This is a genomic window from Streptomyces sp. 5-10, from assembly GCF_014712245.1.
In the GTDB taxonomy this organism is placed as follows: Bacteria; Actinomycetota; Actinomycetes; order Streptomycetales; family Streptomycetaceae; genus Streptomyces; species Streptomyces violaceusniger.
On record NZ_JACVYG010000008.1, the window covers coordinates 167,747 to 186,144 of the forward strand.

The window sequence follows — 18,398 nt, forward strand, 5'->3', positions numbered from 1 at the left end:
TCCTACTCCCCTTTCACTTTGTATGCCATCGCCCGCGGATAGTCGTGCCGGTGCGGGCGGACCCGGACCAGCAGTGGTCCGGAGTTGACCGGATCGGTCGGGTCGGTGAGGCGGGCCAGCAGTTCGTCCAGCTCGGAGGCGTGCGCCACGCTGATCCCGTGCGCTGGGGTCTTTTTGCCGGAGAAGACATCCGCCAGCCGCTCGTAGTGCCACGGGTGGAGGACGTTGTAGAAGTCCGCGCCATCCGTGTCATCGGCGCCGTGGGCGTCCCGGTCCGCGTAGTAGGACGGGTGCACCAGCATCTGTTCGATGCCGTAGAAGTGCCCGTTGTCCATCACGAACACCACCGATCGCAGCCCGAGCCTGGTGTGGGTGGAGATTTCCTGGCAGGTCTCCTGGAAGGCGCCGTCGCCGACGAACACCATCGGACGGGCGTGGCCGCGCTCGGGGGCGAGCGCCGCGCCGGTGGCCGCGCCCACGGACCAGCCGATGGACAGCCAGCTGACCTGTGACAGGAACCCGCCCGCCGGCAGGGTCAGGTTCATCGAGCCGATCAGGGAGAACGCGGCGTCGGAGACCACCGTCCAGCTCTCCCGGGTCTCCTTGGCCAGGAAGTGGTTGATCCGGTCGAACACCGCGTCGTACGTGAGCCGTTCGCCGGACCCGGACGACGAGCCGCCGGCGCGGAGCATCGTGGCGCGGTGGTCCTCGAGCGAGGCGGGACGGTCCTCGGGCGCGCCGTGGTGGGCGTGGGCCTCGGCGTAGTAGTCGGCGGTCAGGCCACCGGAGCCGAAGCGCGCCACCAGCGCGTCCTGGAGGGCCGGGATCAGCCGGGTGAGCTGGACATCGGGGAAGTACTGGGTGCCGACGCTCACACCGCCCCGGGCCGCCACCACCCAGTCCGTGCCGGCACACAGTTCACCGCCGAGGTTCTTCGAGGTGGACCAGGTGCCGAGGCCGATCCGGCAGGTGGCCCAGCCCTTGAAGACCGCGTGCACATCCGGGTGGCTGGCCTTGCCGTTGTAGACGCCGTGGAACTGCGGCAGCCGCTCGTCGACGACGGCCTTGGCGCCGACGGTGGTGCAGAACGGCACCCCGGTGGCTTGCGTCAGATCGATGAGCTGCCCGTCGAGACGGAACCGCTCGACCTCCTCGCCCGCCCACACGATCGGGCGGGGCCTGCCGTCCGGGCCGGGGTGCTCATCGACCAGCGCGAGTATCGCGGCGACGGCGCCCGCCAGCATGGCCTGGTTGCGCGCGCTGAACGGCCGCTCGCGGCGCAGCAGCGGATGCTCGGCGACGGCACACGGCTCGTCCCACAGGTCCTCCATCACCTCCAGATAGACGGGCCTGCGCTCGGACAGGCAGGCGGTGAGCGCGGCGTCGATCTGGCCCGGGGCGAGGCCCGGGTTGGAGACGACCTGCGCCTCCACGGTGACCTGCCGGTAGGCGTCCAGGTTGCTCTCCCGGCGCGGGCTCATATGCGAGGTGAGCAGGCCGAGGGCGCGGTAGTTCTGCCACTGCTCGTACGGCGGGCAGGCGTTGATGGCGATGAGCGGGACGTGCTCCACATACGCCCCGCCGCACGCGTTGAGCAGGTTGAACGCGCCGACGCTGTAGGTGACCGCGGCCGCGCCGATGCCGTGGAGACGGGCGTAGGAGTCGGCGGCCTGGCCCGCGCCGCCCTCGGTGGGGGTGCCGACCCACTCGACGTCGCCCTCGGCCCGCAGGGTGGTGAGGAACGGGCCGAGGTGGTTGCCGGGCACCCCGAACAGATGGGTGATGCCCAGCTCGGCCAGGCGGCGGGCCAGATAGCGGGCGACCGTGCACTCGGGGGTGGTCGCGGTCACGAGCGGCCCTCCTGGTTCGGGCCCGGCGTGGTGAGGGGCGGGGCCTGGTGGACGGCGACGGCGGCGCGGACGGCGCTCTCCAGGGCGCCCTCGATCCAGGCGTGTTTCAGCGAGGTGTGCTCCCCGGCGAAGTGCACCGGGCCCTCGGGGCGGGAGGCGTCCAGGTGGAAGCTGGTCATCTGGTGCGGGGTGTACGTGGCGGCCTCGCCGAAGGCGTACGGGTCGCGGGCCCAGCTCTTGGTGGCGCCCAGGCCGGTGAAGAACACCTCGATGCGGCGGCCGTGCAGGGCCTGGAGGTTGCGCAGGGCGTAGACATAGCGCTCCGCCTCGCGCATGGAGTCCCAGCGCGCGGCGTCGTCGGACCAGGAGTACGAGGCGAGCACCACACCGCCGGTGCTGCCCTCGACCGGGTGCGAGGGGTAGTACATGAACCGGTTGGGGTTGTCGGTGGCGGAGCCGCCACCGAAGCAGTGGGTGGCGGGCCGCACGGCGGGGCCGCGCAGCGGCATGGCGCTGTTGACCTGGCGTAACTCCTCGGTGACACCGGTGTCCTTGACCGCGGCACCGAGCAGGTCGCGGCCCGCCTCCGCGAGCGCGGGAACGGGATCGGTGCCGGTCCCGCCGCCGCGCTGGTAGTACTCGTAGAGGCCCGGTGTGATGCTCTCGAGCTCCTCGCGCCAGTCGTCCTCGGTGAACTCCCACCACCGGTGGCTGAACTCCAGCAGCACCTTGGTGGCCGAGTCGTAGTGGGTCTCGATGATGGCGCGACGCTTCTTGTACGACATCGAGGGGACGATCTCCACGAAGCGCAGGGTGGAGAACGGGATGGTGACGATCGCCAGGTCCGCGGTCCACAGCCGGGTCGGGCCCGCCGGGTTGTCCTCGGCCACGGTCTGCACGGCCACGCCCCATCCACCGGGCCCGATGGCGCCGGTGCCCTCGGGGGTGGAGTCGCGGCTGGGGTCGAAGTACTCGAGGCGGATCATGCGGTGACCGAACCGCACCTCGTCGCGCAGGCCCCGGTGGAGGGCGTCCGGAAGCCGCCAACTGCCGCCGGGTATCTCCCAGTAGCGCACACCGGGGCTGATGTCGGTGTGGCTCAGGAAGCTGTGGAAGAAGGAGAGATGGAGCCGCGAGGACATGTTCTCCAGCGTTCCGACGGCCTCGATGGCCTCGTCGCTGAGCCCGGCGTAGTCGCGCAGGAAGCCGCCCATCGAATAGCCGTCGAAGTCGTGGATCACCCGTGCCCAGCCCTCGACCCACTCCTCGAACGGCTTGTTGACGCGCTGCCCGTCCACGATGTCGGAGTAGTAGTCCCGCACGCTCTCCAGCGCGTCGTCGACCATCCGCACGGCGGGGGCGCGGACCTCGTCGTCGGTGAGGTGGAAACCCTCGTTGATCTTCTCAGGGACGGCGCTGTAGTCGGCGCGCCGCACTTGGACGCGGTTGGTGCGGATCCAGGTGTTGCCGCGCTTGTCGGGCGCGCGGAAGTCGGGGCTGTCGTCGCCGTAGGTCCAGGTGCGGCCGGTGAAGGAGGTGTACGTCACCGGGGGGACGGGGACGTCGGGGCCGCTGCCGGTGGCGGGGTCGATGTCCACGTTGTAGAACAGGCGGCGGCCGAGCCCGAGTTTGTCGACGAGGGCGAGGACGAGCGGGTGGAAGTCGGGCAGCCGCATGGCGCCGGCCTCGGCGTACTGGGCGGCGTCGTCGAACGGCTGGTGGTGCTTGGTGGTGCGGAAGGTCTTGATGCGCCCGCCGACACGGCCGGTGTTGGCCTCCAGGATGGTGACATCGTGACCCGCGTCCTTCAGTAGGCGGCCGGCCACCAGGCCGGTGATCCCGGCGCCGATGATGAGGATCTTCTTGCGGGGGTGGCGGGTGACGCCGAGGCTGCCCGTGTCGATGAGGGTGTGGAGATAGCCGAGTTTGAGGTCGGTGTTGTCCGGTCCGATGAGGAGGAGTTCGCGGGCCAGCTTGAAACAGGTCTGCCAGCGCGCACGGGTGGCGGAGTTATCGCGCGGAGCGTCGGTCATAGCTTGCGATCGTAGATTTGAAGAAACGATTTCCCGTTTCTTTCACAAGGTAATGTATGAGTAAAGTCCTAAAAGGGTGAGCCGTGCGACTGACGGAATTTCGACTTGCTGGACTTTCCCTGGAAGGAGCCCGAGATCCCGCTGGGGCGGGTGCTCCACCAGGGGTCGAAGGGGCGGGGAGGGTGGCGGCGCCGGCGCTTCGGCGAGCTCGGTGACCCTGGCGTCTACAGGCGCAACGGGCCCAGCTCGGCCACGCCGCAATAAGAACGGACGTCGAACTCCCGCCCGATGATGAAGAAAGGGGCGCCCCAGCAACACCTGTGGCCGCTCGGGTGCCGTTCGGAAACTCATTCCGGCGGGGTCGGCCGCCCATCCGAATTGGTTTCAGGTCGTCAAGGGTGTGGCGTACGGGAAATGGGGCGAGCGGGTTTCCGGTGCGCCGGAAACCCGCTCATCTGCCGCATGGGGGAGTGGCGACGAGGTCCGGCGTGGTCATGGACGCCCCCTGGGGCGGGGTGGCGTGGGGGCCTCGCCCGGGTGAGGCCCGGGCGGGGGCCCGCGGCGGTGATGGTGACGTGATGCACAGCACCAGCAATATAGCGCGCTTGCAATTAGTGTGTCTGCAAGTATTGTGGATGCCCGTAAGGGGCGGTAGCAATCACTTGGAGTGAACACTTTCATGCCCATCGCACTGCTGGCCCTCGCCATCGGGGCCTTTGGGATCGGAACCACCGAGTTCGTGATCATGGGGCTGCTGCCCGAGGTCGCCGGGGACTTCGATGTGTCCATCCCCACCGCCGGATTCCTGGTGACCGGCTACGCGCTCGGCGTCATGGCCGGCGCGCCGCTGATGACCGCGCTCGGTACGAAGATCTCCCGCAAGCGCATGCTGATGCTGCTGATGGCGCTGTTCGTGGTGGGCAATCTGCTCTCCGCGCTCGCCCCCGCCTTCGGCGTGATGGCCGTGGGACGGATCGTCGCCTCCTTCGCGCACGGCGCGTTCTTCGGCATCGGATCGGTCGTCGCGGCCGACCTGGTCGCGCCCGAGAGGAAGGCCGGAGCCATCTCGATGATGTTCACCGGCCTGACCGTCGCCAACGTCGTCGGTGTGCCGCTGGGCACCTCGATCGGCCAGTCGCTGGGGTGGCGGACCACGTTCTTCCTCGTCGCGGCGCTCGGCGTGATCGGCCTGGCGGGCATCGCCAAGCTCGTTCCCGACATCCCCAAGCCGGAGGGTGTGCACCTGATTCACGAGCTGGCGGCCTTCCGCAACGCCCAGGTGCTGCTGGCCATGGCGATGACCGTGCTCGGCTTCGGCGGCGTCTTCGCCGCCATCACCTACATCGCGCCGATGATGACCGAGGTCGCGGGCTTCGCGGACTCCTCCGTCACCTGGCTGCTGGTCCTCTTCGGCCTCGGCATGGTCGGCGGCAACCTCCTCGGCGGCCGGTTCGCCGACCGGGCGCTGATGCCGATGCTGTACGTGTCGCTGGGCGGCCTCGCGCTGGTCCTCGCCGCGTTCACCCTCACCGCCCACAACAAGATCGCGGCCGCCGTCTCCATCGCCCTGGTCGGCGCCCTGGGCTTCGCCACCGTGCCCCCGCTGCAGAAGCGGGTGCTGGACCACGCGGCGGGTGCCCCCACCCTCGCCTCCGCCGTCAACATCGGCGCCTTCAACCTGGGCAACGCGCTCTCGGCCTGGCTCGGCGGCCTGGTGATCTCGGCCGGACTCGGCTACACCGCGCCCAACTGGGTCGGCGCCATCCTCGCCGGATCCGCCCTGGTCCTCGCCGTCCTCTCGGCCGCCTTGGAGCGCCGCGACGCCCGCCGAGACCACGAGGTCGCCATCCCCGAACCGGCCCACGCGTTCACCGGCCGGCGCTGAGCCATCCCGTACCGCACACCGAACACCACCACCATCAAGGAGACCGACCCGCCATGAGCACCCCCGAGACCGCCGTCGCCCCGCTGACCACGAAGGACGCCGAGGCCCTCGTCCAGGCCGCCCGCGCCGCCGCCGAGGCGGCCGGGGTGGCGGCCGCCATCAGCGTCCTCGACGCCGGTGGCCATCCGCTGGCCTTCCGGCGCGACGACCGCGCCGTACTGATCGCGGGGGAGACCAGTACTCGCAAGGCGTTCACCGCGCTCCAGCTGGACGCCCCCACCGCGGACCTGGTCGACGCGGTCCAGCCCGGAGGCGCCTTCCACACCCTGCCCACCGCCCTCGACCGCCCGCTGCTGTTCATCGCCGGTGGCGTCCCGGTCCACCGCGACGGCCGGTTGATCGGCGCGCTCGGCGTGGGCGGCGGCGCCCCCGAGCAGGACCACGAGATCGCCACCACGGCGGTCGCGACGCTCGGCTGAGGCCGCGGTGCTCTCCGCCATCGAGGCCGGTCCATCGCTCCATCGACACCGCGGCCAGCTACGGCAACATCACCTGGACACGATGTGCAGGATCGCCGTGCCGTCCTCCCCGGCGGCCATAAGGATCACCACGGCGCCGGGCTGAGCGGCCGGCCGCGTGGTGCCCACCCTTCCGCAGGAGCTGCTGCTGCCGTGGTCGCGCAGCACGGTGACGCACCCCTGGCCCGGGCCGCTCGCCCCGCCCTGGGAGCGGTTGTTGCCCGACTTCACCGTGTACGTGACCTTGTTCGGGCCGATCTCGTCCACGGTCAGCGTCGCCGGGCCGGCCGGGCCCTTGAAGCGGACCGTCACCCGCTCGGACACCGCGATCTCGCAGTTGCCGTCCGCGCAGGCGCCGACGTCACGCCCGTCCGCCGCCGACGCCGACGGTTCCGCCGAGGCGCCGGGATCGCCGGAGGGGCTGCCCGAGGGCTGCGCGGAGCGGGACGCCGACGGGGTGCCACGGTGCGGGGGCACCCCGTCGGTGGTGTCCGACCCGCCGCAACCGGCCGCGGTCAGAGCGGTCAGCACCGCCATCACCGCCGCCGTACGACCTGATCCCGGCTGATGCGCTCGCGACCCGCGCGTTCCACGTACCGATGTCATGGTGGCCATCATGACCGGTGACCCCGTGCGCCCGGCCGCGACATTCCGTCATGGGGCCGGTCAGGGGGCGAGTTGGCGGCTGATGATGAGCCGCTGGATCTGGTTGGTGCCCTCGAAGATCTGCATGATCTTGGCTTCACGCATATAGCGCTCCACGGGGAAGTCGCGGGTGTAGCCGTAGCCGCCGAAGACCTGGACGGCGTCCGTGGTCACCTTCATGGCGGCGTCGGTCGCCGTCAGCTTGGCGACGCTGGCCTGACGGGTGTACGGGCGCCCGTGGTCGCGTCGGCGGGCCGCGTCCAGGTAGGTGGCGCGCGCGGAGTCGACCGCGGCGGCCATGTCGGCCAGCAGGAAGCCGAGGCCCTGATGGTCGATGATCCTGCGGCCGAAGGCGGTGCGTTCATGGGCGTAGGCCACCGCGGCGTCCAGGGCGGCTTGGGCGAGCCCGGTGGCGCAGGCGGCGACGCCCAGCCGGCCGGAGTCCAGGGCTTGGAAGGCGATGTGGAGCCCCTGGCCCTCGCCGCCGATGAGCCGGTCGGCGGCGAGCAGGGCGTCGTCCCAGAAGGCGGAGGTGGTGGGGATGGCGTGCAGGCCCATCTTCTCCTCGGGCCGGCCGAAGGTGAGGCCATCGGTGTGGCCCGGCGCGAAGAAGCAGGAGATGCCGTCGCTGCCGGGGCCGGTGCGGGCGAACAGGGCGTAGAAGTCCGCCTTGCCGCCGTGGGTGATCCACGCCTTGGCGCCGTGGATCCGGTAGCCGTCGGGGGCCTTCTCGGCACGGCAGGTCAGGGCCGCCGCGTCGGACCCGGCCTGGGGCTCGGACAGGCTGTACCCACCGATGAGCCGGCCGCCGAGGATGTCCTCCGCCCAGCGTTCGCGCTGCTCGGCGGTGCCGAACGTGAGGAGGGGGAACGCGGCGAGGGTGTGGACGCTGGTGGCGATGGCGACGGCGGCCCAGCGCGCGGCCAGCTCCTCCAGGACCTGGAGGTAGACCTCGTAGGGCTGGCCGCCACCGCCGAACTCCTCCGGGTAGGGCAGGCCCAGCAGCCCGGCGTCGCCCAGCAGGCGGAACAGGCCCTCGGGGTAGGTCTCGGTGCGTTCGTGCTCGTCCACACGGAGGGCGAACTCCTTGTCGGCGATCTCGCGGACGAGGTCGAGCAGGTCCTCGGCCTCACGGGTGGGAAGCAGACGGTCGACGGGCATGAGGGGCGCTCCTGTGGTGCGGACGGGCGAGGAGAGGGCTTAAGGGCCGGGGTAAGACGGAGACGGCGGCGGGGGCGTCGGCGGTGGCGGGGTCAGACGGAGACGGCCGCGGGTGCGTCGGCGGTGGCGGCCAGATCGTCCAGAACCGCGCGGGCCGTGGCGCGGAACTCCTCCACCCGGGCCAGCTTGATGTCCTCGTAGCCGCGGACGGCCTCGACGAGCCGCACCAGCTCCTCCACGGCGGTGGCGTTGCCGGGCGTCAGACGGGTGAGGGCGGCGCGGACCAGGCGCGGGTACTCCTCGATCAAGGCCCGCTCCTGGCGGCGGACCTCGGCGTATCCGAAGAGGTCGAGCCGGGTGCCCCGCAGCCGCCGCAGGGCGCGGAGGAGCGAGAAGAGAGCGGGTGCGGTGCGGCGGAGCCGGATCTTGCGCTTCATGCCCAGCGCGCGCAGCGCCGGAGGGTGCAACAGGACGGAGACGGCGGCATCGGCACCGAACTCGTCCGCGACCCTGGCCCGTTCCACGGTGTCCAGATGGAGCCGGGCCACCTCGTACTCGTCCTTGTAGGCCATGAGCTTGTGCAGCCCCTCGGCGTAGGCGACGGCGACGCGCTCGCCCGCCTCGTCACCGGCCCGTCGCCGGGCCACCGCGGCGACCTGCTCCACCTCGGTGGCGTACCGCTCGGCGTAGGCCCGGTCCTGATAGGCGATCAGGTCGGCGGCGCGCAGGGCGATGGTGTCCTGGAGCGTGCCGGGCCGGGCGGCCGTGGCCGTGGCCGCGATGGTGCGCGCCTCCGGTGTGACCTCCAGGACCGGCCGTTCCGGTGCGGCCAGGGCACGCCGTACGGCCTCGGGGTCGAGGGCGGCGGCGCGCCCCCAGCGGAAGGCCGCGAGGTTCTTCTCCACGGCGGCGCCGCCCAGGCGGATCGCGCCCTCGATGGCGTCTTCCGTCAGGGGGACGCAGCCGTGCTGGAAGGCGGCCCCGACCAGCAGCATGTTGGTCGGCATGTGATCGCCGAACAGGGCCTCGGCCATGCTCTGCGCGTCGAGGTAGAGGTTGTCCCCGGGGCGGGTGGCCGACTCGATGCGCTCCAGGGCGTCGTCCGGGGAGCCGGGCACGACGACCTGGTTGGTCACCATGGCCGCGGTGGGGACGATGGCGGAGTTGACGACGGCGATGGTGTGGCCGGGGCGGGCGATGCGCAGATTGGCGTCGGCGGCTGCCCCGAGCAGGTCGAAGCCGATGAGCACGTCCGCGGTCGCGCGGGAGGCGCGCACGGCACCGGTGACCGGAGTGGCCGAGATCCGTACGTCACTGACGACGGGTCCGCCCTTCTGGGCCAGCCCCGTCTGCTCCAGTCCGGCCGCGTAGCGGCCATCGAGATGGGCGGCCCGCTGCAGGATCTGTGAGACGGTCACGACACCGGTGCCGCCGATGCCGGGCATCCGCAGCAGTGTGCTCTCGCCGTCCACCGCCGGGGTGGGCGCGGTCAGGGCCACGGGCGGCTGGGGGACGGCACGGGGCCGCGCCTTCGCCTGGGTGGTCTTCGCCGTCTTCGTCGCCTTGGCCGTCTTCATCGTCTTCGCTGTCTTCGCCGTCTTCGTCGTCTTCGGCTCGACGAGGAGGAAGGAGGGGCAGTCGCCCTTCAGGCAGCTGAAGTCGGAGTTGCAGGACGCCTGGTGGATCCGGGTCTTGCGGCCGAAGGTGGTGTCCACGGGCTGCACCGACAGACACGTGGACACGTCCCCGCAGTCGCCGCAGCCCTCGCAGACCCGCTCGTTGATGACCACCTTCTCGGCGGGGGTGGGCAGCTGACCGCGCTTGCGCAGCCGGCGCTCCTCCGCGGCGCAGCGGTCGTCGTGGATGAGCACGGTCACGCCGTCGGTGGCGGCCAGCTCCTTCTCGGCCCCGGGCAGATCGTCGCGGTGGCGCACCGTGGCGATCGGGTCGAGGCGTACGCCGCGGTAGTCCGCCGGCGCCGCGGTGGTCACCACCACCTTCCGTACGCCCTCCAGGGCGAGCCAGCGGGTCAGCGCCGGGACGTCCAGCCGCCCCTCGGGCCGCTGGCCGCCCGTCATCGCGACGGCGTCGTTGTAGAGGAGCTTGTACGTCATGGTCACGCCCGCGGCCACCGCCGCGCGGATGGCGAGGGAGCCGGAGTGGTGGAAGGTGCCGTCGCCGAGGTTCTGCACGAAGTGCCGGTCGTCGGTGAACGGGGCCAGGCCGATCCACTGGGCGCCTTCGCCGCCCATCTGGGTCAGCCCGATCTGGTGGCCGCGGCCCGCGCCATCGAGGGCGATCATGGCGTGGCAGCCGATGCCCGCGCCGACGAGGGTGTCATCGGCGGTGCGGGTGGAGGTGTTGTGCGGGCAGCCGGAGCAGAAGTAGGGCGTGCGCGCCGACACGGTGGGCAGCGCGATCCGGGGCGCGGCCGGCGGTGCCAGCGAGGCCAGCCGGGCGGTCGCGGTCCGCGGCAGCCGGTCCGGGCCGATGCGCCGGGCCAGGGCCTCGGCCACGTCCTCGGCCCCGAGGGTGCCGCGGGCGGTGAGCAGCGGCCGGCCGTTCTCGCCGTGGCGGCCCACCACCACGGGCGCGTCGGCACTGCCGTACAGGGCGGCCTTGAGGTGCCGTTCAAGGAAGGGCACCTTGTCCTCGACGACCAGGACCTGGTCCAGATCGGCGGTCATGGCCACCAGGTCCTCGTCGCAGAGGGGGAACGGCATCGCCAGCCGGATCAGCCGCACACCGAGAGCCTCCATGTCCGCCTCGCCGATGCCGAGGTCGGCCAGGGCGCGCCGCACTACGGCGTACGAGGCGCCGGAGGCCATCACGCCCAAGGTGGCGTGGGTGGCGCTGAAGGTGACGCGGTTCAGCCCGGCCGCACGGGCGTAGGCGCGCGCCAGGTCCAGCCGGCGGGTGAGCATGTCGTGTTCGGCGTCCAGGGACGCGGGCCCGACGAGGGTGGGGGGCGCGGCGCGCGGGGTGGCGGGCGGGGCGGGGATGTCGGGCCGGAGCGCGTCGAGGTCGACGACCGCCGAGGCGTCCGCGATATCCGCGACGATCTTCAGCCCGGCCCAGAGGCCGGTGGCGCGGGACAGGGCCACCGCGTGCAGTCCGAACTCGAGGATCTCGGGCACGGAGCCGGGCGCGAGCAGGGGCATGGCCAGGCTCTGGCACATCGGCTCGCAGGAGCTGGGCACGGTCGAGGACTTGCTCCCGGGGTCGTCGCCGATCCAGGCCACCGCGCCGCCCAGCGCCGCCGTACCGGCCACCGTCCCGTGCCGCATCGCGTCGGCCGCGCGGTCGAGCCCGGGGTTCTTGCCGTACCAGAATCCGGTCACCGCCTCGTGGCGGCGTCCGGGCACCTGCCCCAGCAGCTGTGTCCCGGCCACGGCGGTGGCGGCCAGCTCCTCGTTGAGGCCCGGCCGGAACACCACACCGGCGGGGTCGAGGAAGCGGCGCGCCCGGGCCAGCTCCAGATCGACCCCACCCAGCGGTGAGCCCGGATAGCCGGAGACGAAGGCGCGGGTGTCCAGACCGCGCGCCTCGTCCAGCCGGCGCTGTTCGAGGGTGAGCCGGACCAGGGCCTGGATGCCGGAGATGAGCACGCGGCCGCCGCGGGCCGTGTAGGGGTCATCGAGCGAAACCGTGGCGGGGTCGGTGCTCACGTGAGCCTCCTCGACGTATCTGGGGTCCGGCCCAAGGACAGCAACACCCTCCCGGGAAGCACAAGTAACTTGCGGCCAGTCAGGGACAAGACGCAAACTGCCGGGGGAATTCGCGCGGCCGACTAAAAGAGTTTGCGTGCGCGCGTGCGCTGTGGGGGTCGCGCGGGTGCGCGCGGCGCGGAGTGGAGGGCCGATGCCCGAGTTCGACGACGTGGACCGGCAGTTGCTGCGCATGCTGCGCGAGGACGGGCGCCGCACCTTCTCCGAGATGGCGCCCGAGGTGGGACTGTCGGTGGCCGCGGTCAAGCGCCGGGTGGACCGGCTCAAGGACACCGGGGTGATCAAGGGCTTCACGGTGCAGATCGACCACACCAAGCTCGGCTGGGGCATCGAGGCGTTCGTGGAGCTGTCCTACACCGGTACGACGCCGGTCGGGGAGATCGTCCGCACCTGCTACACCGTCCCCGAGGTGCAGGCCATCTTCACCATCGCCGGTGACCCCGACGCCCTGGTGCACGTCCGGGTGCGGGACATCGAGCACCTGCAGCAGGTCATCGACGGTCTGCGCCGCGTGGGGCTGGTCACCGGCACCAAGACGCTGATGGTGCTGGGCTCGTGGACGCGCCACGCCTGACCCAAGGGGCGTCATGTCCGACGGACCGTGACGCCTGCGGCGGGCCACGTGGCTCCGCCGCGTGTGGGGCTTCGCCCCAGCCCCCCGGGTCCAGGGGCGAAGCCCCTGCCACGCGCCGGACACCCGCTAGGAGCGCTCGGGGCCTTCTTCCCCTTCTTCCGTGGCTTCTTCCGTGGCTTCTTCCGCGGCGAGGTTCTTCTCGACCTTCATGAGGATCCTGGCGAAGGCCTCGCGCTCCCCGGCGTCGAGCCCGTCCAGGATGTGCTCCTCCAGCCGCGCCCAGGCCTCCGCGACCTTGGGCCGCAGGGCGTAGCTCTGCTCCGAGGCCCGGACGAGCATGACGCGCCGGTCCAGCGGATCGCGGGCGCGGGTGACATGCCCGCCCTGCTCCAGCCGCCGCAGCATCAGGGTGACGGTCGACGGGTCCAGGTCGAGCGCCCTCGCCAGCTCCGACTGCCGGACCGATCCGGCGTCCCACAGGGTCATCATCAGGAATTCCTGGCCGGAGCAGAGGCCGGTCGGGCGCAGCAGCCTGCCCCCGGCGAGGCGGTGCAGGCGGGACACCCGCGCCAGGGTCTGACTGACGTGGCCGCCGTATCCGGCCTCCGCCGCGCCGGTGGGCCCGACCTCCGTCGCGTCGATGTGCTCGTCCTCCGTCGCGGCGGTGTGCGGGAGCTCTGTGGTCATGCTGGCAAGGCTATCGTGGCCGACCAATCATTGGCCACCCAATGAATGGGTTATGGTGGCTCCGCCGCGAGATCGTTGGTTGGCCAATGATCTCGTTGCCGACCGAACTGTCCTGCCCCATCGACCCCGGGAGCCGTTGTGACCACACCCTTCGATCCGATCGACCTGGCCGGGTTGCCGCTCCGCAACCGCCTGGTCATGCCCGCCATGGGGCGTGCCCGTGCCTTCGGGCCCGGCAACACGGCCACCGACTCCATGGCCACGTACTACGCGCAGCGGGCCACGGCCGGGCTGATCATCACGGAGGGGTCGCAGCCGTCCGTGGTCGGCCAGGGCTTCCCCCACACCCCGGGGCTGCACAGCGCCGAGCAGATCGCCGCCTGGCGCCGCGTCACCGACGCGGTGCACGCCGCGGGCGGGACGGTCTTCGCCCAGATCTCGCACGTCGGCAGGGTCGGCGACCCCGGCCTGCTGCCCGACGGGCTGGTGCAGGTCGCTCCCTCGGCCGTCGCCGCACCCGGCCGGCTGTTCACCGTCGACGGGATGAAGGACTTCACCACCCCACGCGCGCTGACCTCCCAGGAGGTGCGGGAGACGATCGCGGACTTCGCCCAGGCGGCACGCAACGCCATCGCGGCGGGGTTCGACGGGGTCGAACTGCACGCCGCCTACGGCTACTTGATCCACCAGTTCCTGGCCCCCAGCTCCAATCTGCGCACCGATGAGTGGGGTGGCTCGACCGAGGGCCGGGTCCGGTTCGCGGCCGAGGTGGTCGCGGCCGTGTCGGCGGCCATCGGAGCGCGGCGCACGGGGATACGCGTCTCGCCCGGGATCCGCTACAACGGCATCGAGGAGCCCGACGTCGAGGCCACATACGTCCAGCTGATCCGCCGCCTGAACGAGACCGGCCCCGCCTATCTGCACGTCGTCGAGGACTCCCGCGATCTGACCGGCATCCTCCGCAAGGAGTTCTCGGGGACCTTCGTCCTCAACCCCGCGACGGACGGGTTCACCAGCGCGGAGGAGCTGGCGCTCATCGAGGACGGCACGGCCGACATGCTGTCCTTCGGAGCGCTCTTCCTCGCCAACCCCGACCTTCCGGCCCGGCTGCGAGCGGGCGGACCGTACAACACACCGGACGAGACGACCTACTACGGCGGCACCGACGCGGGGTACATCGACTACCCGTACCTGGACGCCTGAGGGCCGACCCTCCTGGGCCGGCGTCGGGGCCGGAGGCCCGCATCGGGGCCGGGGCGCGTGGCGCCCCGGCCCCGGCCGGGCGTCCGGCGGGCGTCCGGGTCAGGACGCGGACAGCTCACCGCGGACCGTACGGGCCGCGGCGACCAGGTTCTCCAGCGAGGCGCGGGTCTCCGGCCAGCCGCGGGTCTTCAGACCGCAGTCGGGGTTGACCCACAGCCGCTCGGCGGGGATGGCCTTCAGGCCCGTCCGCAGCAGCTCGGCCGCCTCCTCCGCGCTGGGCACCCGCGGGGAGTGGATGTCGTACACCCCGGGCCCGGCCTCGCGCGGATAGCCGTGGGCGGCGAGCTCGCGGGCCACCTGCATATGGGAGCGGGCGGCCTCCAGGCTGATGACATCGGCGTCGAGGTCGTCGATCGCCTGGACGATGTCGCCGAACTCGGCGTAGCACATATGGGTGTGGATCTGGGTGTCGGGGCGTACGCCGCCGGTGGTGAGCCGGAAGGCCTCGGTCGCCCAGGCCAGATAGGCGGGCCGGTCGGCGGTGCGCAGGGGCAGGGTCTCGCGTAGCGCGGGCTCGTCCACCTGGATGACCGAGGTCCCGGCCGCCTCCAGGTCGTTCACCTCGTCGCGCAGGGCGAGCGCCACCTGCCGGGCCGTGTCGCCGCGGGGCTGGTCGTCGCGGACGAAGGACCAGGCCAGCATCGTCACCGGGCCGGTGAGCATGCCCTTGACCGGGCGGTCGGTGAGGGACTGGGCGTACGCCGTCCAGCGCACCGTCATCGGCTCGGGGCGCGAGATGTCACCGGCCAGGATCGGCGGGCGTACATAGCGGGTGCCGTAGGACTGGACCCAGCCGTGCTGTGTGGCGAGATAGCCGGTCAGCCGCTCGGCGAAGTACTGGACCATGTCGTTGCGCTCGGCCTCGCCGTGCACCAGTACATCCAGGCCGGTCTTCTCCTGGAAGGAGATCACCTCCCGGATCTCGGCCCTGATGCGCTCCTCGTACCCGGCCGTGTCGATCCGGCCCCCGCGCAGGTCGGCGCGGGCGGTGCGCACCTCTCCGGTCTGGGGGAAGGAGCCGATGGTGGTGGTCGGCAGCAGCGGCAGCCGGAGGTGGGCGCGCTGGGCCGCGGTGCGCTCGGCGTACGGCTGGGAGCGGTGGGCGTCGGCCTCGGTGACCGCGGCGGCGCGGGCGCGGACGGCCGGGTCGCGGGTGATGGGGGAGCCCGCACGGGAGGCGAGGTCGGCCCGGTTCGCGGCCAGCTCGGCGGTGATCGCGCCGGTGCCGCGGGCCAGGCCCTTGGCGAGGGTGACGATCTCCGCGGTCTTCTGCCGGGCGAAGGCCAGCCAGCGCAGGATCTGCGGTTCGATGTCCCGCTCGGCCGTCGTGTCGAGCGGCACGTGCAGCAGCGAGCAGGAGGCGGCCACATCGACCCGGTCCGCAAGGCCCAGCAGGGTGCCGAGCGTGGCCAGGGACTTCTCCAGGTCGTTGACCCAGATGTCGCGGCCGTTGACGACACCGGCGACCAGCCGCTTGCGGGGCAGCCCGCCGACGGCCGCCAGCGCGTCCAGATGTGCGGCGGCGGCGTCCGTGAAGTCCAGCGCCAGCCCCTCGACCGGGGCCTTGGCCAGCACCGGCAGCGCCTCGCCGAGGCGGTCGAAGTACGAGGCGACCAGCAGCTTCGGGCGGTCGGCGAGGGCGCCGAGGTCGCGATAGGCGCGACCGGCCGTGTTCAGCTCGGCCGGGGTGCGGTCCTGGACCAGGGCCGGCTCGTCGAGCTGCGCCCACTCGGCACCGGCCGCCCGCAGATCGGCCAGGACCTCGGCGTACACCGGGAGCAGACGGTCCAGGAGGGTGAGCGGCTCGAAGTCGGCGGGCGCGCCGGGGGCGGGCTTGGCGAGGAGGAGGTAGGTGACGGGGCCGACGAGGACCGGTCGCGCGGTCAGCCCGAGGGCCAGGGCCTCCTTGAGCTCCGCGACTTGCTTGGCGGAGTCGGCCGCGAACACCGTGTCCGGACCCAGCTCCGGGACCAGATAGTGGTAGTTGGTGTCGAACCACTTGGTCATCTCCAGCGGCGCCACGTCCTGGGTGCCCCGCGCCATCGCGAAGTACCCGTCGAGCGGGTCGGCGGCGACGGCGTCCCGGTGGCGGTCGGGGACGGCGCCGACCATGACGGTGGTGTCCAGCACATGGTCGTAGTACGAGAAGTCGCCCGTGGGGACTTCGTCGATGCCCGCCCCGGCCAGTTGCCGCCAGGTGGCGCGGCGCAGTTCGGCGGCGGTGGCCCTCAGCGCGCCGGCGGTGACGCGGCCCTTCCAGTAGCCCTCGATCGCCTTCTTCAGTTCCCGGTTCGGGCCCTGGCGGGGATAGCCGTACACGGTGGCCCGTGCTGCCGCGGCCGCGGACTTGGTGGTCACGGAGATCTCCTTCGCGAGATGAATCCCTGAGGTCCCGGCGACGGGAGGAGAGCGCGAAGGGTGACGGACCGGACGCCACGACCTCGCGCGGCAGGCGCGCGGTCGTCCGCCTGGTACAGGTTCGCCGACCCGCCCTCGAGGTCACCGGGATGTCCGCGCACGGGTGGTCCGTACGCGGGCAGATGGCAGGTCTTCGGACTCACGGGCGCGCCCTCCTCAGGAGGACACCTACTGGCCGTCGCTTCCCAGGCCCCTCTCACCGGGCCCAGTGCGTATGACGGCGGTCGTTCCCGCTCACCGCTGCGGGGCAGTCCCGGATTTCCACCGGGTTCCCTCTTGCGACGCGTCCCGCCTGGCGGACGGGGCGAACCAGCTGCGGCAGCCAGCCTAGGGGACCGCCCGGCGGTGTGCGGGGTCCCGTCCGGTATGCGGGATGGTGAGGTGGGACACGTGGAGGCGGTCGGTGCCGCTGCCCGCATGGCCCACTCACGGCACGGGAAACCCCCGGCCGCGCCGGCCGGGGGTTCCGCTCCTCACGGGCTCGTGGCGCAGGAGGTCAGCACGAGCTGGAGTCCGACTGGCCCACCAGATTGACCGGGACGGTGACGAAGGAGAACTGGTTGCTGGCGCACAGGCCGGGGAAGGTCGTGCTGGTGGTGTTGTTGACGGTGGTGTCGGGGCCGTCCTCCGCGACGGCACCGGTCGCGCCGACGGCGAGGGACGCGGCGGTGAGAGCGAGCGTGGACAGGGCGGTCCGCATACGCATGGGAACTCCTTGCTGAGGATGAGCGGCCGGAAATGACCGGCTTCGTATGCATGGTGCCCCTTTGTCGGGCGGATCGCGGCCCAACGTCCTCCCAATGGGGTAAGCCGATCCCCGAGGCCGTCCGGGTCGGGTCGGGGGCGCGGGTCGAGGTCGATCCGCGCGGCGCGGGAACTCCTGGTCCACCCGGGAATCGCCGGGTAATCGCGGGCCGCCTGGACGGGGGTCGGTTACGGGATCTGCGGCGTCCTGTGCCCGCGGTCCGGTGGCACCCCGAACCGCCGGTGAGTCGAACGTCACCATGCCGCAGATGCCAGGGAAATGGCGCCTTCTCCCTCGCACCAGCGCGATCTTTGGTCTATCGGCATGGCATGTGCGTTTGCCTGGCATGGGTGTTCGGGTAACGCTCCTCCAGGAGGTGGTAGCCCGTGAGTGACTCCCTCGCAGCCGCCAGTACGGCCGCCGGTCCGATGGCGGAAGTCGCCCTCACCGGCGATCTGGCCCGCCCCGCCCGGCTGACGGTGTCCGAGCTGCTCTCCTGGCCCCAGCACCGGGCGCGGGTGAGCTTCGACTGCGCCACCAGCGGCGTCCAGCACCACCGCTTCACCGGGCCGTTCCTGCACGACGTCCTGGTCGCCGCCGGCCCGGGCTTCGACCCCGCCCGGCGCAAGGACCGGCTGCGCTTCCTGATCGCCGTACGTGGCGCGGACGGCCACCGCGCGCTGCTGTCCTGGGCCGAGATCGACCCGGACTTCGGCCGTGCCCCCGTCCTGCTCGCGGTCACCATGGACGGCACCCCGCTGGACCGCGCGGGCCCCCAGCTCGTCCTGCCCCAGGACCGCTGCGGCGCCCGGTACATCAGCGGTATCGAGGCGATCCGCGTGGACGGCGGATACACCGTATGGACCTGACGGCGCCGAGCGAAGCCCTGGC

General features: G+C 71.9%; 13 protein-coding genes and 1 riboswitch. Of the genes, 5 read left to right on the forward strand and 8 right to left on the reverse strand.

Going from position 1 to position 18,398, the window contains the following annotated elements; genetic code table 11:
• Nucleotides 1-2 precede the first annotated feature (2 nt).
• A complete protein-coding gene (locus IEJ02_RS13220) occupies nt 3-1,850 on the reverse strand; it encodes a thiamine pyrophosphate-binding protein (RefSeq protein WP_191065015.1) in 1,848 nt (615 codons plus the stop codon).
• Entirely contained in the window at nt 1,847-3,883 is a 2,037-nt protein-coding gene (locus tag IEJ02_RS13225; protein ID WP_191065016.1) for a flavin monoamine oxidase family protein, read from the reverse strand. Before IEJ02_RS13225 ends, IEJ02_RS13220 begins: the two co-directional genes overlap by 4 nt.
• Before the next feature lie 679 nt (nt 3,884-4,562).
• Here IEJ02_RS13225 and IEJ02_RS13230 point away from each other — a divergent pair.
• Nucleotides 4,563-5,768, forward strand: a complete 1,206-nt coding sequence (locus IEJ02_RS13230) for an MFS transporter (RefSeq protein ID WP_191065017.1) — start codon at nt 4,563-4,565, stop codon at nt 5,766-5,768.
• Between the two features lie 53 nt (nt 5,769-5,821).
• Nucleotides 5,822-6,247, forward strand: a complete 426-nt coding sequence (locus IEJ02_RS13235) for a GlcG/HbpS family heme-binding protein (RefSeq protein WP_191065018.1) — start codon at nt 5,822-5,824, stop codon at nt 6,245-6,247.
• Nucleotides 6,248-6,316: 69 nt separating this feature from the next.
• Here the strand turns inward: IEJ02_RS13235 and IEJ02_RS13240 are convergent, their stop codons facing one another.
• From IEJ02_RS13240 to IEJ02_RS13250, 3 genes are all read right to left on the reverse strand, one after another.
• Nucleotides 6,317-6,823, reverse strand: coding sequence for a hypothetical protein (locus IEJ02_RS13240; RefSeq protein WP_191065019.1), 507 nt, complete (start codon nt 6,821-6,823; stop codon nt 6,317-6,319).
• A gap of 129 nt (nt 6,824-6,952) precedes the next feature.
• A complete protein-coding gene (locus tag IEJ02_RS13245) occupies nt 6,953-8,092 on the reverse strand; it encodes an acyl-CoA dehydrogenase family protein (RefSeq protein WP_191065020.1) in 1,140 nt (379 codons plus the stop codon).
• A 92-nt stretch (nt 8,093-8,184) separates the two neighbouring features.
• A complete protein-coding gene (locus IEJ02_RS13250) occupies nt 8,185-11,760 on the reverse strand; it encodes an indolepyruvate ferredoxin oxidoreductase family protein (protein ID WP_191065021.1) in 3,576 nt (1,191 codons plus the stop codon).
• A gap of 193 nt (nt 11,761-11,953) precedes the next feature.
• Between IEJ02_RS13250 and IEJ02_RS13255 the strand changes: the two genes are divergently transcribed.
• Complete coding sequence (locus IEJ02_RS13255) at nt 11,954-12,394, forward strand: Lrp/AsnC family transcriptional regulator (RefSeq protein ID WP_191065022.1); 441 nt, start codon at nt 11,954-11,956, stop codon at nt 12,392-12,394.
• Between the two features lie 126 nt (nt 12,395-12,520).
• Here the strand turns inward: IEJ02_RS13255 and IEJ02_RS13260 are convergent, their stop codons facing one another.
• Nucleotides 12,521-13,081 carry a MarR family winged helix-turn-helix transcriptional regulator gene (locus tag IEJ02_RS13260; protein ID WP_191065023.1) on the reverse strand — a complete coding sequence of 187 codons (561 nt, stop codon included), beginning with the start codon at nt 13,079-13,081 and terminating at the stop codon, nt 12,521-12,523.
• Between the two features lie 138 nt (nt 13,082-13,219).
• Here IEJ02_RS13260 and IEJ02_RS13265 point away from each other — a divergent pair, with 138 nt between their 5' ends.
• Nucleotides 13,220-14,284, forward strand: coding sequence for an alkene reductase (locus tag IEJ02_RS13265; RefSeq protein WP_191065024.1), 1,065 nt, complete (start codon nt 13,220-13,222; stop codon nt 14,282-14,284).
• A 99-nt stretch (nt 14,285-14,383) separates the two neighbouring features.
• On the opposite strand, the gene metE is transcribed toward IEJ02_RS13265, so the two are convergent.
• Both metE and IEJ02_RS13275 read right to left on the reverse strand, forming a co-directional pair.
• Nucleotides 14,384-16,702, reverse strand: coding sequence for a 5-methyltetrahydropteroyltriglutamate--homocysteine S-methyltransferase (metE, locus tag IEJ02_RS13270; protein WP_191065025.1), 2,319 nt, complete (start codon nt 16,700-16,702; stop codon nt 14,384-14,386).
• Between the two features lie 167 nt (nt 16,703-16,869).
• Nucleotides 16,870-17,091: riboswitch (cobalamin riboswitch) on the reverse strand.
• 167 nt (nt 17,092-17,258) lie between these two features.
• Nucleotides 17,259-17,468, reverse strand: coding sequence for a hypothetical protein (locus IEJ02_RS13275; RefSeq protein ID WP_137976834.1), 210 nt, complete (start codon nt 17,466-17,468; stop codon nt 17,259-17,261).
• A gap of 425 nt (nt 17,469-17,893) precedes the next feature.
• Here IEJ02_RS13275 and IEJ02_RS13280 point away from each other — a divergent pair, with 425 nt between their 5' ends.
• Nucleotides 17,894-18,376, forward strand: a complete 483-nt coding sequence (locus IEJ02_RS13280; protein ID WP_191065026.1) for a molybdopterin-dependent oxidoreductase — start codon at nt 17,894-17,896, stop codon at nt 18,374-18,376.
• The last annotated feature ends 22 nt before the right edge of the window (nt 18,377-18,398 follow it).

Coding starts and splice junctions, on each gene's coding strand:
- IEJ02_RS13235 (WP_191065018.1), top strand. CDS start 5,822: ATGAGCACCCCCGAGACCGCCGTCGCCCCGCTGACCACGAAGGACGCC.
- IEJ02_RS13240 (WP_191065019.1), bottom strand. CDS start 6,823: ATGGCGGTGCTGACCGCTCTGACCGCGGCCGGTTGCGGCGGGTCGGAC.
- IEJ02_RS13260 (WP_191065023.1), bottom strand. CDS start 13,081: ATGACCACAGAGCTCCCGCACACCGCCGCGACGGAGGACGAGCACATC.
- IEJ02_RS13255 (WP_191065022.1), top strand. CDS start 11,954: ATGCCCGAGTTCGACGACGTGGACCGGCAGTTGCTGCGCATGCTGCGC.
- IEJ02_RS13225 (WP_191065016.1), bottom strand. CDS start 3,883: ATGACCGACGCTCCGCGCGATAACTCCGCCACCCGTGCGCGCTGGCAG.
- IEJ02_RS13275 (WP_137976834.1), bottom strand. CDS start 17,468: ATGCGTATGCGGACCGCCCTGTCCACGCTCGCTCTCACCGCCGCGTCC.
- IEJ02_RS13230 (WP_191065017.1), top strand. CDS start 4,563: ATGCCCATCGCACTGCTGGCCCTCGCCATCGGGGCCTTTGGGATCGGA.
- IEJ02_RS13245 (WP_191065020.1), bottom strand. CDS start 8,092: ATGCCCGTCGACCGTCTGCTTCCCACCCGTGAGGCCGAGGACCTGCTC.